The organism is Citrifermentans bremense R1 (genome assembly GCF_000426865.1).
GTDB lineage: Bacteria > Desulfobacterota > Desulfuromonadia > Geobacterales > Geobacteraceae > Geomonas > Geomonas bremensis.
Genome location: NZ_AUGE01000001.1, coordinates 275648 through 291526 on the forward strand (window position 1 = coordinate 275648; position 15879 = coordinate 291526).

General features: G+C 61.6%; 13 protein-coding genes. 2 read left to right on the top strand and 11 right to left on the bottom strand.

The window, feature by feature from the left end; translation table 11 throughout:
- Nucleotides 1-140: 140 nt before the first annotated feature.
- The 10 genes from K419_RS0101270 to K419_RS0101315 all read right to left on the bottom strand — a co-directional run bounded on the left by K419_RS0101270 (nt 141) and on the right by K419_RS0101315 (nt 12870).
- Nucleotides 141-779, bottom strand: a complete 639-nt coding sequence (locus K419_RS0101270) for a 2Fe-2S iron-sulfur cluster-binding protein (protein WP_026839966.1) — start codon at nt 777-779, stop codon at nt 141-143.
- Nucleotides 780-878: 99 nt separating this feature from the next.
- Nucleotides 879-2789: an NADH-quinone oxidoreductase subunit NuoF gene (gene nuoF, locus K419_RS0101275; protein ID WP_026839967.1), complete on the bottom strand. Its 1911-nt coding sequence runs from the start codon at nt 2787-2789 to the stop codon at nt 879-881.
- A 10-nt stretch (nt 2790-2799) separates the two neighbouring features.
- Nucleotides 2800-3258 carry a complex I 24 kDa subunit family protein gene (locus K419_RS0101280; RefSeq protein ID WP_198013084.1) on the bottom strand — a complete coding sequence of 153 codons (459 nt, stop codon included), beginning with the start codon at nt 3256-3258 and terminating at the stop codon, nt 2800-2802.
- 130 nt (nt 3259-3388) lie between these two features.
- The gene (locus K419_RS0101285) at nt 3389-4156 is read right to left on the bottom strand and encodes a hydrogenase iron-sulfur subunit (protein ID WP_084154080.1); all 768 of its coding nucleotides are present in this window, start codon (nt 4154-4156) and stop codon (nt 3389-3391) included.
- A gap of 37 nt (nt 4157-4193) precedes the next feature.
- Nucleotides 4194-7232: a CoB--CoM heterodisulfide reductase iron-sulfur subunit A family protein gene (locus K419_RS0101290; RefSeq protein ID WP_026839970.1), complete on the bottom strand. Its 3039-nt coding sequence runs from the start codon at nt 7230-7232 to the stop codon at nt 4194-4196.
- Nucleotides 7233-7278: 46 nt separating this feature from the next.
- Nucleotides 7279-8430: a (Fe-S)-binding protein gene (locus tag K419_RS0101295; protein ID WP_026839971.1), complete on the bottom strand. Its 1152-nt coding sequence runs from the start codon at nt 8428-8430 to the stop codon at nt 7279-7281.
- 30 nt (nt 8431-8460) lie between these two features.
- The gene (locus K419_RS0101300; RefSeq protein ID WP_012529876.1) at nt 8461-8994 is read right to left on the bottom strand and encodes a 4Fe-4S dicluster domain-containing protein; all 534 of its coding nucleotides are present in this window, start codon (nt 8992-8994) and stop codon (nt 8461-8463) included.
- Nucleotides 8991-11009 carry an aldehyde ferredoxin oxidoreductase family protein gene (locus tag K419_RS0101305; protein WP_026839972.1) on the bottom strand — a complete coding sequence of 673 codons (2019 nt, stop codon included), beginning with the start codon at nt 11007-11009 and terminating at the stop codon, nt 8991-8993. The genes K419_RS0101300 and K419_RS0101305 overlap by 4 nt, the downstream gene beginning before the upstream one ends.
- Before the next feature lie 148 nt (nt 11010-11157).
- A complete protein-coding gene (gene oah / locus K419_RS0101310; protein ID WP_026839973.1) occupies nt 11158-12303 on the bottom strand; it encodes a 6-oxocyclohex-1-ene-1-carbonyl-CoA hydratase in 1146 nt (381 codons plus the stop codon).
- A gap of 108 nt (nt 12304-12411) precedes the next feature.
- Nucleotides 12412-12870, bottom strand: coding sequence for an acyl-CoA thioesterase (locus K419_RS0101315; RefSeq protein ID WP_026839974.1), 459 nt, complete (start codon nt 12868-12870; stop codon nt 12412-12414).
- A 292-nt stretch (nt 12871-13162) separates the two neighbouring features.
- Between K419_RS0101315 and K419_RS0101320 the strand changes: the two genes are divergently transcribed.
- A complete protein-coding gene (locus tag K419_RS0101320; protein WP_026839975.1) occupies nt 13163-13603 on the top strand; it encodes a GNAT family N-acetyltransferase in 441 nt (146 codons plus the stop codon).
- Nucleotides 13604-13639: 36 nt separating this feature from the next.
- Nucleotides 13640-14104, top strand: coding sequence for an Rrf2 family transcriptional regulator (locus K419_RS0101325; RefSeq protein ID WP_026839976.1), 465 nt, complete (start codon nt 13640-13642; stop codon nt 14102-14104).
- Nucleotides 14105-14307: 203 nt separating this feature from the next.
- On the opposite strand, the gene K419_RS0101330 is transcribed toward K419_RS0101325, so the two are convergent.
- Nucleotides 14308-15621, bottom strand: coding sequence for an acetyl-CoA hydrolase/transferase family protein (locus tag K419_RS0101330; protein WP_026839977.1), 1314 nt, complete (start codon nt 15619-15621; stop codon nt 14308-14310).
- Nucleotides 15622-15879: the final 258 nt, after the last annotated feature.

Sequence of the window (15879 nt, forward strand, 5' to 3'; positions counted from 1 at the left end):
GTCTAGCCGCCGCAGCACCCCCCTACCCCGCTTTTCTCGTTCCCTCCCCCTCCGGGGGGAGGAGAATGGACACAGGTTTGCGGAGCTAAGGGAGCTAAGGGGGACTGGCACCTGGCGGAGCCAGTCCCCGGCGAGCTTCTCTAGCCGCCGCAGCAGCCGGAGGCGGAGCAGGAGCATCCTCCCTCTTCTTCCGGCTGCGCGGGTAAGAGCGCCTCGGTCAGCACGTAGGCCGCCTGGAGCGCGGAGGTGGGGCAAAGCGGGAAACATTCCTTGCAGTCCCAGCACTCCTTGGCCGCTACCTCGGGGATGAAGCTGATCTCGCGCCTGGGGCCACGATCCATGTACCCTATGGCATGCTTTTGCTTCACCTCGGCGCAGTACCTGACGCAAAGCCCGCACAGGATGCAGAAGCTCGGGTCCTTGTCGAAACGGTCCTTGTCGGCACCGTACTCCTTGGCCAGCTCGATAAGCTGCGGGGCGTCGGGGGCGTGGGCCATCATCTGCTCCACCAGCACCTTGCGTATCGCGTAGAGTTTCTCGGTGCTGGTCTGTACCACCATGCCGTTTTCCACCGGGTACAGGCAGCCGGCCACGAGTGTTTTCCTGCCGTTGCTCTCCGCCTCGACGGTACAGATGCGGCAGGCGCCGTACGGCTCGAGCTTCTCGTGGTGGCATAGGGTGGGGATGTGGATCCCTACCGTGTTTGCCGCCTCAACTATGGTCATCCCCTCCTGGGCCTTGACCTCTTTTCCATCTATCTGCAGGACGATTTCGCTCATGGTCTGTTCCTTTTAGCGCTGCCACAGATTCCCTCACCCCGGCCCTCTCCCAGAGGGAGAGGGAGAGTCGGGAAAGAGTGAGAGACTCTATCGTTGTCGTTAAGCTATGGCCCTTGCCGATTGAGGGGGCGGTTCCGGCACCGGCACGCCGGAGAGCTTGCTTATCGCGTGGAACGCCGCCGGGCAGGCCTCGATGCAGGTGCCGCACTTGGTGCACTTCTCCTGGTCGATGACGTGGATGGTCTTCTTGCCACCCTCGATGGCGTTGGCGGGGCACTTCCTGAGACAGCTGCCGCACCCTTTGCACTTCTCCGGCTCGATGTGGAAGGCGATCAGTTCCTTGCAGGAAAGCGCCGGGCATCTCTTCTCCTTGATGTGGGCCTCGTACTCGTGACGGAAGTACTTGAGGGTGGAAAGGACCGGGTTGGGAGCGGTCTTGCCCAGGGCGCAAAGCGCCGCGCCCTGGGTCGCCATGGCCATGTTCTCCAGAAGTTCGATGTCCCCTTCCTTACCCTTCCCTTGCGTGATGGCGGTCATCACCTTGAGCATCTGGCGGATACCCTCACGGCAGGGTACGCACTTGCCGCAGGACTCGTCGCTCAAAAACTCCAGGAAGTACCGGGCGATGTCGACGAGACAGGTGTCCTCGTCCATGACGATCATGCCGCCGGAACCCATCATGGCGCCCATCTTCATCAGCTCGTCGAAGTCGACCTTGACGTCCAGGTATTCCTCGGGAATGCAGCCGCCGGAAGGGCCGCCGGTCTGCACCGCCTTGAACTTCTTGCCGTTGGGGACCCCGCCGCCGATCTTGAAGATGATGTCCCTGAGCGGCATCCCCATGGGGACCTCGACGAGGCCGGTGTTGTTGACCTTCCCTACCAGGGAGAAGATCTTGGTCCCCTTGCTGCTCTCGGTCCCGATGGAGCTGAAGTACTCGGCACCCTTGTTGATGATCACCGGGATGTTGGCCCAGGTCTCCACGTTGTTGATGTTGGTCGGCTTGCCCCAGAGGCCGCGGACTGCCGGGAAAGGGGGCCTCGGCTTGGGCTCGCCGGGCTTTCCTTCCAGCGACTGGAGAAGCGAGGTCTCCTCGCCGCAGATGAACGCCCCGGCGCCCCGGTGCACCTTGACGGTGAAGTCGAAACCGGAGCCGAGGATGTTTTTCCCCAGGAAGCCGTGCTCCTCCGCTTTTTTGATGGCGACGGTCAGGTTGTCTACGGCGAGCGGGTACTCCTGCCGGACGTAGATGTAACCTTCGCTGGCGCCGATGGCGTAGGCGCCGATCAGGAGCCCTTCCAGGACGGTGAAGGGGTTACCCTCCATGAGTGAGCGGTCCATGTAGGCCCCCGGGTCCCCCTCGTCGCAGTTGACCACGACGTACTTCTGGTCCCCCGGCGCGTTGCGGGCGAACTCCCACTTGGTCCCCGAGGGGAAGCCGGCACCGCCGCGCCCTCTGAGCTTCGCCCCCTTGACCTCGCCGATCACCTCTTCCGGGGTCATCTGCAGCAGCGCCTTGGCCATGGCCTGATAGCCGCCGACGGCCAGGTAATCCTCCAGGGACTTCGGGTCGATCTTGGTGTTGAGGCCGAGGATGAGGCGCTGCTGGTTCTTGTAGAAGGGGATGTCGTGCTCGTGGCTCGACTTGTCACCGGTGTTCGGATCCACGTAGAGCAGGCGCTCGACCAGCTTCTTCTCCTTGAAGGTATGTGAGACGATCTCGCATACGTCCTCCGGCTTGACCTTCAGGTAGCTGATCCCTTCCGGGTAGACCACCACGATGGGGCCCTGCTCGCAGAAGCCGTGGCAGCCGGTCCTCCTGATATCGACCTGATCCTTGAGTCCGTGGCTCTCCAACTCGGCGAGGATCGCGTCGGCGACCTTCTCGCTCCCCGTGGCATGACAGGCGCTGCCGGAGCAGAGCGTGATGCAGGGCTTCTTGTCATCCCGTTTGGCCAGGATGGCTTTCCTGAATGCTTCCAATTCTGCGGGCGATTTTATCCTTGGCATAAGAGATCCCTTACTCGTAGTTTTTCAGCACTTCCGCCGACTGCGCAGGCGCCACGTTGCCGTGATACTCGCCGTCGATCACCATGACCGGTCCCAGCGCGCAGCATCCCAGGCAGTTCACGGTTTCGAGGCTGAACTTGAGTTCCGCGTCGGTCTCGCCGGCCTTGATCCCGATCGCGTCGGAGATGGTGTCCAGGACCCTCTGCGCGCCACGGACGTGGCAGGCGGTGCCCATGCAGACATGGATCTGGTGGCGCCCCTTGGGGACCTGGCTGAAGGCCTTGTAGAAGGTGGTGATGTGCTGGATCCGGCTCATCGGCACGTCCAGCCTCTCGCCGACGCGGTCCAGGGCCTGCTTGGGGAGCCAGTTGTGCTCGCTCTGGATGTCCAAAAGGATCTGGATCAGCGAGCTCTGCTCGGCGTTATGCTTGTCTATGATGTTGTCTATCTTCGAGATATCCATGCACATGGTGGCCGTCCTTCTTATAGGGGTTAGCTTTTCCTCTACCAAAATCCTTCAGCTATCGGGGTTGGGTTGCAGGGAGGGGCAGGGAAGGGGACAGGCACCTTCGGAGCCAGTCCTCCTCCCCCTTTCTCGTTTAAGCCAGCGCGTACGCGTTCAACCCCTCGTCGTACTTGACCAGCCCTTTCCTGCTCGATGTCTTGATGTGCCTGTTGACGTCGGCCGCGGAGAGGTTCAGCGCCGAGGCGATCTCGGCTGTTGAAAGCGGCTTCTCCTTTAAAAGGAGCGTCATCTGGCTCACCGCCAGGTTGTCCGTCACCAGGTTGTCGAAGAGCGACTCCAGCTCCGCGCTTGCGAAATAGGCGTCGTACTCCTCCTCGGTCTTGAAGCGCTCCCTGATCCTCTCCCTCTCCACCAGCTTCACGAAGGGGACCAGGTTGTAGGCCGCTTCCATCCTGAGCTTCAGGGAGCGCTCGTCTATCCCCTCCCCCTTGCCCAGCGCGCCCAGCTCTTTCAGCCTCTTGCCGAACTCGTTCATCACCTCGGCGTAGCGCATCCCCTCGGAGGCCGAGATCCATTCAAGCCTCAGGCGGTCGGGGTTGATGCCGATTCTTTGCAGCATCTTCTTTGCGATATGCACGTTCTTCAGTACGTCGTAGTTACCCTCGGTGACGTAGTGGCATTCGCCGGGCCAGCATCCCCCGATGAACACCCCGTCGGCGCCTTGTTTGAATGCCCGGAGGATGAAAGCCAGGTCCACCCTGCCGGTGCACATTACCCTTATGATCTTCGTCTCTGTCGTATATTGCAGTCTGGAAACTCCAGCCAGGTCGGCAGCGCCGTACGCTCACCAAGTGCACAGGAAACCGACGACCCTGGGCTTATGTTCTATTCCGGTTGTCATTGTCTACCTCCTTTCCAGGCATCTCTCCTGGCTTTGTTTAGTGAAGCGCTGCGTCGATCTGGGCGAATATGGCGTCGTCGGTGTAGTGCTTCAGGTAGATCGCCTGGGTCGGGCACTTGGCGTTGCACAGGCCGTCCCCTTTGCAAAGGATCGGTTCCACATGGGCCTTTTTCCCCTTAGGGGTGTCCACGAAGCTGATCGCCCCGTACTTGCAGGCGGTGATGCAGGCCCCGCAGGATACGCAGTTATTCTCGTTCACGTCGCAGACCGAACCGGATGCGGTGACCGTCTCCCTTGAGAGGATCCCCACGGCGCGCCCGGCGGCCCCGTAGGCCTGGCTGATGGTCTCGGTCAGGTGCTTCGGGTAGTGGGCCGTGCCGCAGAGGAAGACGCCGTCCGCGCTGAAGTCCACCGGCCGCAGTTTCACGTGGGCCTCCTGGAAGAAGCCGTCCGGGTTGTTGGAGACCTTGAAGAGTTTCCCCGCCTCCTGGCTCGCCTCGGACGGTATCACCGCCGCGGCGAGCACCACGAGGTCCGCCTCAAGCTCCATCACCTGCCCCAGGACCGGGTCGGGCACGGTGACCTTGAAGCCCGCCCCTTGCGCCTCGACCACCGGCTTCTTGTCAGCCTCGTAGCGGATGAACTTCACGTTCTGGTTCGCCGCCTCCCGGTAGTAGACCTCTTTCAGGCCGTAGGTGCGCATGTCGCGGAAGATCACCTGGACCTCGATCTCGGGGTTGATTTTTTTCAGCTTCAGCGCGTTCTTGATGGCCTGGCTGCAGCAGACCCGGCTGCAGTAGTTTCGGTCGGTCTGCCGGCAACCCACGCACTGGATCATCACCACGCTCTGGGCCGCCTTCACCCTTTCACTCTCCGCGACGATCTCCCCTTCCAGCTCCAGCTGGGTCAGCACGTTCTCGTTTTCGCCGTAGAGGTACTCGGTCGGCTTGTACTCGGCGGCGCCGGTGGCGAGAAGCGATACCCCGTGCTTCACCTCGCGCACCCTCCCCTGGCTCTCGACCTGGGTGGTGAAGTTACCCACGTACCCGGAGACGTCCAGGATGGTGGAGTCGGTCCAGACGTGGATCGACGGGTGGCGGTACACCTTCTTGACCAGGTCCTCCAGGAAGGGCTGGATCTCGGTCCCCTCCAGGGTGTAGTGGAGCCTTCTCGCCAAACCGCCCAGGTCGTTGTCCTTCTCGACGAGGTAGATCTCGAAACCCTGCTCCGCCATGTTGAGCGCCGCGGTCATGCCGGCGACGCCCCCGCCCACGACGAGCGCGGTGTGGTCCACCGGTAGCTGGAATTCCTGCAGGGGCTCCAGGTGCGCGGCGCGGGCCACCGCCATCCTGACGATCTCCTTCGCCTTCTCGGTCGCGTTCTCCTTCTCGCGGGAGTGGACCCAGGAGCAGTGCTCGCGGATGTTGGCGAACTCGAAGAAGTACTGGTTCAACCCGGCCTCGCGGCAGGTGTCCCTGAAGAGCGGTTCGTGGGTCCTCGGTGTGCAGGCCGCCAGCACCACGCGGTTCAGGCCCTTTGCCACGATGGCGTCCGAGATCTGCTTCGCGTTTTCGGTGGAGCAGGCAAAGAGGTTCTCGCCGGCCCAGGAGACGTTCGGGAGCGTTGCCGCGTACTCGATCACCTCGGGGATGTTGACCACGCGGCCGATGTTGGCGCCGCAGTAGCAGACCACCACCCCGATCTTCAGCTCCTCCTTGGAGACGTCCTTCTCGTCGGGGTAGACCCTCTCCCGCTCCAGCTTGTGGCGGCGGTGGGAGAGAAGCTGCCCCACCAGGGCGTCGGCGCCGCTGGCGGTGAGGACCGATTCGGGGATGTCCAGCGGGCCCTGGAAGGCGCCGGAGACGAAGATCCCTTTCCTGGAGGTCTCGATCGGGTTGTAGGGGTTGTTCTTGCAGAACTTCTGGTCGGTCAGCTCGATGCCGAACTTGGAGGCCAGCGCCTCCACGTCCTTCGGGGGGTTGAGGCCCACCGAGAGGACCACCATGTCGAATTCCTCCTCCTTGACCCCCTGGTCGACGGTGGAGTAGCGGATGGTGACGTTCTTGGAGCTCTCGATCTCCCTACCCACCGTGACGTAGCTTCGGATGAAGCGGACGTCCGGGAGCTTCTCGGCTCTCTGGTGGAACCTCTCGAAGTCTTTGCCGTAGGCGCGGACGTCGTTGTGGAAGATGGTCGCCTCAAGGGTCGGGCTGTGGTCCTTGGCGAGGATCACCTGCTTTTGCGAATAGGCGCAGCAGACGGCCGAGCAGTAGTTGTTGCCGCCGGGGGTCACCTGGCGGGAGCCGACGCACTGGATCCAGGCGATCTTGTGCGGGTGCTTCTTGTCCGAGGGGCGGAGCACCTCACCCTCGTAGGGGCCGGTGGCGCAGAGGATGCGCTCGAAGTCGAGGCTCGTCACCACGTTCTGCATCTTGCCGTAGCCGAAATCGGTCCTGAGCTTCGGGTCGAAGGTGGAGTAGCCGGGGGAGAGGAGGATGGCGCCCACCTCGATCTGGAAGGTCTCCGGCTTCTGGTGCAGGTCTATCGCGTTGGTCTTGCAGGCGCCGACGCAGATCTGGCACTTCCCTTCCTTGAGATACAGGCAGGTCTCCGGGTCGACGTAGGTGACCAGCGGCACCGCCTGGGAGAAGTAGATGTGGACCGCCTTGTTCTCGGAGAGGTTCTGGTTGAACGGGTCCGGGATCTTGACCGGACAGTAGTCTACGCAGATGTTGCACCCGGTGCACTTCTCCTCCGAGATGTACCTCGGTTTCTTGGTGAGGGTCACCTTGAAGTCGCCGGCCTCCCCTTCCACCCGATCCACCTCGGTGTAGGTGATGATCTCGATGTTTGGGTTTCGGGAGCACTCGATGAACTTCGGGCTCTCGATGCACATGGAGCAGTCGTTGGTGGGGAAGGTCTTGTCCAGCTGGGACATCTTCCCTCCCAGGGCGGGAGACTTGTCCACCAGGAAGACCCTGAACCCGGAATTGGCGAGATCCAGCGCGGCCTGAATACCGCTGATCCCTCCACCGACAATGAGTACGTCACCAATATTTCTCTCTGCGGTATTCATAGAAGTTTTCCTTCGACTAGAGTTCGTTGCGTGCAAGTGACGGTGGTCAGATCACCTCGGCGATGATCTCGGTCAGGTCCTTCACCTCCACCTTCTCGTGATCGGCCAGGTCGAGGCTCGAGTCGGTGAAGTTGGTGATGCAGTAGGGGCAGGAGGTGGCCAGCACCTCGGCCCCGGCGTTTACCGCCTGCCTGAGCCTCAGGTCGGCGAAGCGCTCCTCCTTCGGGGTCTCCATCCAGATCCTGCCGCCGCCACCGCCGCAGCAAAGGGCAGATTCGCGGTTGTCGGCCATCTCGGTGAATTCGAGGCCGGGGACCTTCTTGAGCACGTTCCTCGGTTCGTCGTAGACGCCGTTGTGGCGCCCGAGATAGCAGGGGTCGTGATAGGTGACCTTCTTGGCGAACTCCCCCTTGATGGTGAGCCTCCCCTCGTCGATGAGTTGCTCGATCAGCTGGGAGATGAAGACCACCTCGAAGTTCACCATGAACTCGGGGTACTCGTTCTTGAAGGTGTGGTAGCAATGGGGCGAGGAGACGATCACCTTCTTCACGCCGTGGTCGATGAAGTTCCTGATGTTCTCCTTGGCGAGTTTCCTGAAGAGCTCCTCGTTGCCGGTTTTTCTGATGCTTTCCCCGCAGCAGGTTTCCTTGTTGCCGAGGATGCCGAACTTCACCCCCGCCTTGTTGAGGATGGTCGCGGTGGCCTGAGCCACCCTCCTCATCCTGGGGTCGTAGCTTAAGTAGCAGCCGGTGAAGTAGAGGGCTTCCATCCCCTCCTCGTACTGCTTCACCGGGAGCTCCTTGGCCCAGTCGCCCCTTTTGGCGCGCTCGCCGCCGATGGAGTTACCCTCGCTGGTCAGGCTCGCCACCACGTTCCTGATGGTGCTTACGTGGCCGGGGTAGACGTCGTATTCCGCCCCCATGGTCCTCAGGGCGATCCCCGCCTCTATCTGGTTCACACCCCTGGGGCAGCGGCTGGGACAGGTGCCGCAGGTGCTGCAGCGCCAGATCTCTTCCTGCTCGATCTCGGTGAGGCCGAAGACCCCCTGCCTGACCACCTTGCGCATGCTGAACTGACGTACCCGGTTCCAGGGGCAGACCGAGTCGCAAAGACCGCACTGGTAGCAGTATTTGAGCGAATCGCCCCCCTTTTCCTTGATGACATCGATTATCTCTTTGAATGGAGTCACGGTTTCCACGATAGCACCCGTCCTTTGTTGTTAGCGTCGTTAGCCTTTGGTGATCTGGCCCACCGTATCGAGGAGCTTCTCGGTCCCGAACCTCTTCATCAGGGACTGGAGACCGATCTCCAGCTCCTGGTTCTTCATGTCGTCGGCCGGCTCCTCGATCTCGCGCTCGGTAACCGACAGGGCTCCGACCAGGCACCACTTGACGCAGAGCGGTTCCGGCTCGCCGTCGCAGAGGTCGCACTTAAGCGGCAAGCCCGAGTCCGGCTCACGGAAGAGGTCGCGCGAGGGGCAGGAGGTGCGGCAGAAACCGCACTCGTCATACTCCTTGCCGTCGATGATGAACTTGTCGCGCCCCATGCACTCGCTTTCGGTGTAGTCGCCGGCGTAGAGCGGGATGTAGATGTCGCGAAGCGGGTCGCGCACCACGCGGACCCTGGAGCGGGCCGGGTTATTGCTGCTGTAGGGGGGCATGGCGTGGAAGGAGGAGCAGATGACCTCGCAGGCCCGGCAGCCGTTGCACTTGTCGGCGTCGATATTTATCGTTTTGATGGTTCTTTTCTTGGTTTCGCTCACGGCTGTACCCCTCCACTTAAAAGTGTCTCCTGCGTGGCCGCGGCGGTTACGGCCGGCTTGCCGTCATAGACGCCGGTCTTCTCGAACTCCCTCGCCACGTAGCCAAGCCCCAGCTCCTCCAGGGTCTCCTTGGTCGGGATGCCGTCGTCGTTCCACCCCTTCAACTTGTAGTAGGAATCCAGGAGATCCTTCTCCAGGTCCGGGAACCGGTTCTTCCAGTGGTTCGCCGGCGGCTGCTCGTCGACCCTTCTCATGCCGCGGCGGATGTTGATGGCCCGCACCAGGGTGCGGTAGCGCTTGGCGGCCTTCATGAGCTTGTCCTTGTCCATCTCGATGCCGGCGCCGGCGGAGATGAATTTCGGGTAGTTGTGGATGTGGTACGGCGGCTTCAGCGGGAAGGAGGAAAGCCCCGCGCACTGCCCCAGCGCGTCGTCGATGTAGTGCATCATCTCCTGCCAGTCCACGATGTCGCAGCACATGTCGACCGTCGGGAAGTTGGGCATCGACTTCTCGCCGCGCGGCTCCCACTGCAGGAAGATGTCCTTGAACTTGTCGTCGGGAACCTGGACCCAGTCCTTTACGAACTCCTCGCGCTGCTCCACCTTCGGGTACGGCGCCTGCGGGAACTGCCCCTCGATCTGGGTGATGTTGATCTTCTCCCCGGTGCAGTACATCAGGTAGTAGATGGGGTTCAGCATGGAGAGCTTCAAGGGGAGCTGCTCGTGCTTCTTGATGTTGTTGTGGGCGTACTCCTCGGCGCCGTTGCCGATCTTCTTCGCGGCCCAGTAGGTCCCCTCGGCGAGGATGTCGCCGATCCCCTGGCGGTTCACGATCAGGTCCAGGAGGTAGAAGAACTTCGCGTCGTTCTCCTCGGGCAAGCCGGGGAAGTCGCTTGGTTTCAGGATCCCCTTCTCCAAAAGCTCCATCGCGAAGGCCATCACCTGCGGGGTCGAGAAGCCGTCCAGGCCGTACTCGGTCGCCTTCTGCGCCATACGGAGGCCGAAGTCGAGGTCGGAGAAGGCCGCCATGGTGTAGGTGAGCTTGGTGAAGCACTTCATCATGTAGGTGGGGAGCCCCTCCATGGAGATGGTGGCGCCGCACTTCATGGGACAGTTGAAGCAGCTGATGAGGCGGGTCCTCGCCTTATCCATGGTCTCTTCCCAGGCGTGGCTCACCTCGTCGGTCCAGAAGTCCTTGCGGCGGGTGCGGGCGTTGCCCCAGTTGAAGTTCTCGGTGTGCCACTTCTCGTCGTGAACCTTCATCTCCTGCGGGCTGCCGAGCCCGGCCAGGATGGGCATCACGTCGGGGATGGGGTTGTCCTCGCGGTGCTTGATGTAGTCGAGCACCTCGCCGCAGAGGTTGTTGAACTCCTCGGGCTTGGCGACGCAGAGGTCCTTGGTGCCGCGCACGACCACCGCCTTCACACCCTTGTCCCCCATGACGGCGCCGATGCCGCCGCGGGAGGCGGAGGATCTCCCCTGCTCGATGGAGGCGTAGAAGACCCGGTTCTCGCCGGCAAGGCCGATGGCGGCCACCTGGGCTCTCGGCTCGTTCAGCTCCTTCTTGATGATCTCCGCGGTCTCGATGGCCCCCTTCCCTTTCAGGTGCGAGGCGTCGCGGATCTCGACCTTGTCGTTGTTGATGTAGAGATAGACGAGCTTCGGCGACTTGCCGCGCAGGACCACCTTGTCGTACCCCGCGTACTTCAGTTCCGGCGCCCAGAACCCCCCCATCATCGAGAAGGCCATGAGCTTCGTCTGCGGAGAGATGGTGGAGACTATGGTGCGGTTGCACCCGGTGGCCGGCGTTCCGCACAGAAGGCCGGCGGCGAAAATGAGAAGGTTTTCCGGAGAAAAGGCGTCGACGTCAGCCGGGACCCGGTCCCACAGAAGCTTGGCGTTGGTTCCCAGGCCGCCCAGGTAAAGCTCGGTCTCCTTGGGATCGGTCGCCACCCTCTCGATGTTCCCCTTGGTCAGGTCGACTTCCAGCACGTATCCTGTCTCTGCATACCTCATATAGTTACCCCTTGGTTGCTAACCTTGAGTTCCGGCTCCGACGATCGGGACCGATGCCAGTTCTGGCATAAAAGTACTTTTTTACCATTTTAAGGCATGCCGCGGAGTTGTCGGAGACCCCGCCGCGGCACATCTTGATCCGCCTACCCTACCCCTGCGCCCCCGGCATCAGGCTGTCCACGAGCTCCTCGGTCCAGGGTGTTCCGACGGCGAGCCCCTGGCGCAGCTTCACGAATTCGATCTCGCGGCCGGTCTCCTTGGTCCCCTCGTTGAAGGCCCTGAAGCCGGTGCGCGCCTCGTTCATCATGTTGAGCGCAAGCCATGCCCTGGAGTTTTCCTTGTTGGCGTTCCAGGCATCCAGCTTCGGCTTCCTCAGTTCCTCGAGGCTCTTGGTCATGCACTCGGGGAAGGTGTCGATCAGCTTCGCGCAGAGTTCATCCACCTTCTGGTCCAGCATGGAGAGGTCGATCTCCCCTTCCTTGATGAGGGCCTGCCCTTCCTTGAACTGGGCGCCGGTCCTGAACTCGCCGTGGATGACGCGGCCGTACTCGTCCAGGAACTTGTCGGTGACGACCGTCGGGTTGGGGACGAACTTCCCGTCGATTTTAAGCGCCGGAACCACGTCGGCGATGATGCCCAGACGCGCCGCCTTGTGCGCCGAGAAGGGCTCGCAAAGCGTGCCGGAGACCATGGCCTGCTCGCAGCCGATCATGACCGGGAGAAAGTCGGTGGCGCCGCCGATGGCCGCGGAGCCGTGCTTGGGGCCCGCCTGGCCGAAGTTGGCCAAGTCGTGCGCGACGCTGAAGTCGCAGGCCATGCCGATCTCCTGGCCGCCGCCGATCCTCATCCCGTTCACCCTGCAGACGACCGGCTTGTCGCAGCCGAGGATCGCGGAAACCATGTCGTTGAAGAGCCGCATGTACTGGCGGTACTCCTGCGGGTTCCCCGCGTAGTACTCCGCGTACTCCTTGGTGTTGCCGCCGGTGCAAAAAGCCTTCTCCCCCACGCCGGTGAAGACCACGGCGTTGACCTCGCGGTCGACGGAAGCGCGGCGGAAGGCCAGGATGGTCGCCTTCACCATGTCGGTGGTATAGGAGTTGAACTGCTTGGGGTTGTTGAAGACGATCCAGGCGTTGTACAGCCCCTGCACCACGCTGCCGTCCTTCCTCTTCGCGGGACGCTTCTCGTACTTCACCATCCCGTCGCAAAGGCTCTCCACCTCGCGGTCGATCAGGTTGTGATCGATCAGATGGGACGGTGCGGTTCTTTTGATGATCTCGTCGGTAGTTGCCACGGCTTCCCCCTTGACTTCTTTTTATGGTTTGAGTTGCAGGTCGAAATTTCTATTTGAGTAAATAAGTACCTTAATACCACTTTCATGTCAAGAAAAAAAACTGCTGTTTTAAGAAAATACAAAATCGTCCAGCTGCAGGTATCCCGCGTGGTCCACCACCGTACCGGGGCCGCCCTGCTCCAGGGCGCTGCGCAGCCCGGCCGGGATCTCCGTTTTTTGCAGGGTCTTGGCGTCGACCAGAACCCTTACCGTTTCGGCCGAGGCGATCACCGCCTCGTTTCCGGCGCGGCGGAAGTCGGTGACGATGGTGATGGAGCTCTTCCCCATCTCCTTCACCGCAACCGATATCTCCAGGACCTCGTCGAAACGCGCCGGTGCCCTCCATTCCATGTTCTGGCTCACCACCATGAAGTCGAGGTCCCCCTGCAAAAGGTCCGGCCCCGCGAGCGCCCTCAGGAATTCGATGGTAGCCACGCCTGCGTAGTTGGCGTAGTTGGCGTTGTAGACCACCTTCTGCATGTCGCACTCGTAGTAGCGAACCCTGAGATAGTATCGAAACCGTTCCATGACCACCCCGCCTTCCCCCGACCCTGGCTCAACCGGCAACCGCCCGGCTTTATATCAGAACAATGTTTCAATTATGCTAAATTAGTATCATTATGCCGAATTGGGGTCAAGGAATAAATAATGTATACGCGATATTTCCCAGCTAACGCTTGCCAACATCTTGCCTTCATGGTACTAGATTACCAATTTCCGTCCCCAACAGGTCGGACCAATCCCAAAAGGGGTCGAGCCGCCTCCCTTCCAGGGGAGGAGCGCCTTGCGGCGCGCGGCGAAACCGCGAGCGAGTCGAGACATGAGCAAGATAACCATCAGGGACGCCATCCCGAGCGACTTGGAAGCCATCATCGCCTTGGACCGGACGCCCAACGAGGACAAGACGGGGTACTGGCAGGGCATCTTCCAGCATTACGTGGTGACTGGACGTCCGGACCGGGTCTTTCTGGTCGCGCAGGAAGGGAAGTCCCTGCTCGGCTTCATCATCGGCGAGGTCCGCGCCTGGGAGTTCGGCTCCCCCCCCTGCGGCTGGGTATTCGCCCTCAGGGTGTCCCATACCACCCGTGAAGGGGGGATCGGCACCAGGATGTTCACCGAGATCTGCGAGCGCCTGAAAAAGGCCGGCGTCGACACGGTGCGCACCATGGTGGACATCGACAACAAGCTCACCCTTTCCTTCTTCCGCGGCATGGGGTTGCGGACCGGGCGCTACGTCGAGCTGGAAAAACGAATCGACTGACGGCGCCACGGGCGCCTTTATTGGAGCGAGACGATCATGAAGCTAAACAAGGCAAGCCTTTTCGCGCTTATCTCCGTCCTGGAACTGGCCAGAGACCCGGAGCGGCAGCTTTCCACCTCGGACATCGCCGACAAGTACGGCATTTCCTCGCACCACCTGGCCAAGGTGATGCGCAACCTCGTGCACCAGGGAGTAGTCCAGGCGATGCGCGGCGTAGGGGGCGGCTACCGCTTCGCCGGCAACGTCAACCGCACCACCTTGCTGGACATCATCCAGCTCTTCGAAACGCTGGAGAGCGAACTCGACCTCCCCCACTGGAACAAAGCGGCGGAGCCGGTGGTCTCTGAGCTGCACAGCGTGACCAGCGAGATCGACACCGTTACCCGCGCCATCCTCGACACCGTCACCCTGGCCACGGTGCTGAAGAACACCAGGGCCACAGGCGAAGGTGCGGCGGAGGAAAGTCCCCCCGGCAGGGCCGCAAAAACCGCTGCAGGTTGAGAGGGGGCTCTCTGCCCCCTCAACCGCTCTCATCTCCTCCTCAGTTCCCCCTCCCTTGACGGGAGGGGGCTAGGGGGTGGGTGACGCTGCCACGAAGAACCATCCAACCAAAAAGACGCCCTCCCCCACCCCCTGCCCCCCTCCCGCAGGTGGAGGGGGAACTGAAAGGCGCCTGCTTCCCTACAAAACCTCCCTTTCCCCAGCTAAATCCTATTCATCCTACGCGCGGCTTCCATCAGCTCGCCGCGGAAGTCGGGGTGCGCCACGTTGATCAGGTTCATGGCGCGCTGCTTCGCCGTCTGCCCCCTGAGCTTGGCCACGCCGAACTCGGTCACCACGTGGTCGACATCGTTCTTGCTGGTGGTGATCGACGCACCCGGGGTGAGCGTCGGCACGATGCAGGAGATGGTGCCGTTTTTCGCGGTGGAGGCGGTGGTGATGAAGGCCTTGCCGCCGCGCGACCTGTTGGCGCCTCGGGCGAAGTCCGCCTGCCCGCCGGTCCCGCTCCACTGCAGGTGCCCGAAGGATTCGGAACAGCACTGCCCCAAGAGGTCGACCTGGATGGTGGCGTTGATGGCGACCACGTTGTCGATGCTCCCGATGACGGCCGGATCGTTCACGTAGTCGACCGGGTGCATCTCGATCATCGGGTTCTCGTGCATGAAGTCGAAAAGGCGCTTGGTCCCGAGCGCAAAGGTCGCCAACGCCTTGCCGCGGTGGATGGTCTTCCTGGAGTTGTTGACGGCGCCGGACAGCATCAGGTCCACGATCCCGTCGGACATGAGTTCGGTGTGGACGCCGAGGTCCTTCTTCGTCATGAGCGCGCGGGTGACCGCGTTGGGGATGCCGCCCCAGCCAAGCTGCAGGCAGGAGCCGTCGGGAACCATCTCGGCCAGGTAAGCGCCGATGGCCTCCTCGATAGGGGAGATCTTGGGGATTTCCAGTTCCTTCAGCGGCTCATGGCATTCGATGATGTGGTCCACCTCGGAGATGTGGATGTGACAGTTGCCGTGGGTGCGCGGCGCGTGGGGATTGACCTGCACCACCACCTTCTCCGCCTTCTTCACCGCCTCCATGGTGTAGCCGACCGAAAGGCTGCAGGTGAAGTAGCCGTACTCGTCCATCGGGGAGACGACGGTCCCGGCGACGTCGACCGGCCAGTACTCGCGCAGCAACTTGGGCACTTCGTGGAAGTGGTTGGGGACGAAGTCCGCCCAACCCTTCTGCACCGCCTCGCGCGAGACGTGGCTTGTGAACCACGCGTTGACCTTGATGTGCGGGGTGGAGTCCTCGGTGAAGTAGTCGGGGCAGAGATGATGCTGCTGGTTCACCACCACGCCTTCGAGCTCACGCTTTCGTGCCGCGAGCGCCTTGACGAACAAGGTCGGCTCGCCTACGCCCAGTGGAAAGCAGAGGTGATCTCCCGATCTGACAATGGTGGCAGCTTCGGCAGCCGAGCAGAGTTTTTGCCGGTATTCCTGTTCGAAGTTGCTTTTTGCAAGGGCGATAGTATTCACGGGTGCTTCCTCCTGTTTGTGGTTGTTGTGCGCGGCCTGGCCTGCAGGCTGCTTCTGGGGGAGGTTAATAGCAACTTGGATACCAAATTCCCGTTTTCCCAAATTAAACAAAAATAAAACTGGCAAAGGCGCGTAAATTCAGCAAAACAATGTTCGACGAAACAACAAAACACCCGAGCCACAGGCGGCCCCTCCTGTAAACGATTGTTGACACCAACAGGCGACACCTGTTTTACCGTCACGTAATTTCGCATACTT

Bases quoted from the DNA above. Each gene is read 5' to 3' on its own strand.
- K419_RS0101270 (WP_026839966.1), bottom strand. From the start codon at position 779: ATGAGCGAAATCGTCCTGCAGATAGATGGAAAAGAGGTCAAGGCCCAG.
- K419_RS0101305 (WP_026839972.1), bottom strand. From the start codon at position 11,009: ATGAGGTATGCAGAGACAGGATACGTGCTGGAAGTCGACCTGACCAAG.
- K419_RS0101315 (WP_026839974.1), bottom strand. From the start codon at position 12,870: ATGGAACGGTTTCGATACTATCTCAGGGTTCGCTACTACGAGTGCGAC.
- K419_RS0101325 (WP_026839976.1), top strand. From the start codon at position 13,640: ATGAAGCTAAACAAGGCAAGCCTTTTCGCGCTTATCTCCGTCCTGGAA.
- K419_RS0101290 (WP_026839970.1), bottom strand. From the start codon at position 7,232: ATGAATACCGCAGAGAGAAATATTGGTGACGTACTCATTGTCGGTGGA.
- K419_RS0101320 (WP_026839975.1), top strand. From the start codon at position 13,163: ATGAGCAAGATAACCATCAGGGACGCCATCCCGAGCGACTTGGAAGCC.
- K419_RS0101280 (WP_198013084.1), bottom strand. From the start codon at position 3,258: ATGTGCATGGATATCTCGAAGATAGACAACATCATAGACAAGCATAAC.
- nuoF (WP_026839967.1), bottom strand. From the start codon at position 2,789: ATGCCAAGGATAAAATCGCCCGCAGAATTGGAAGCATTCAGGAAAGCC.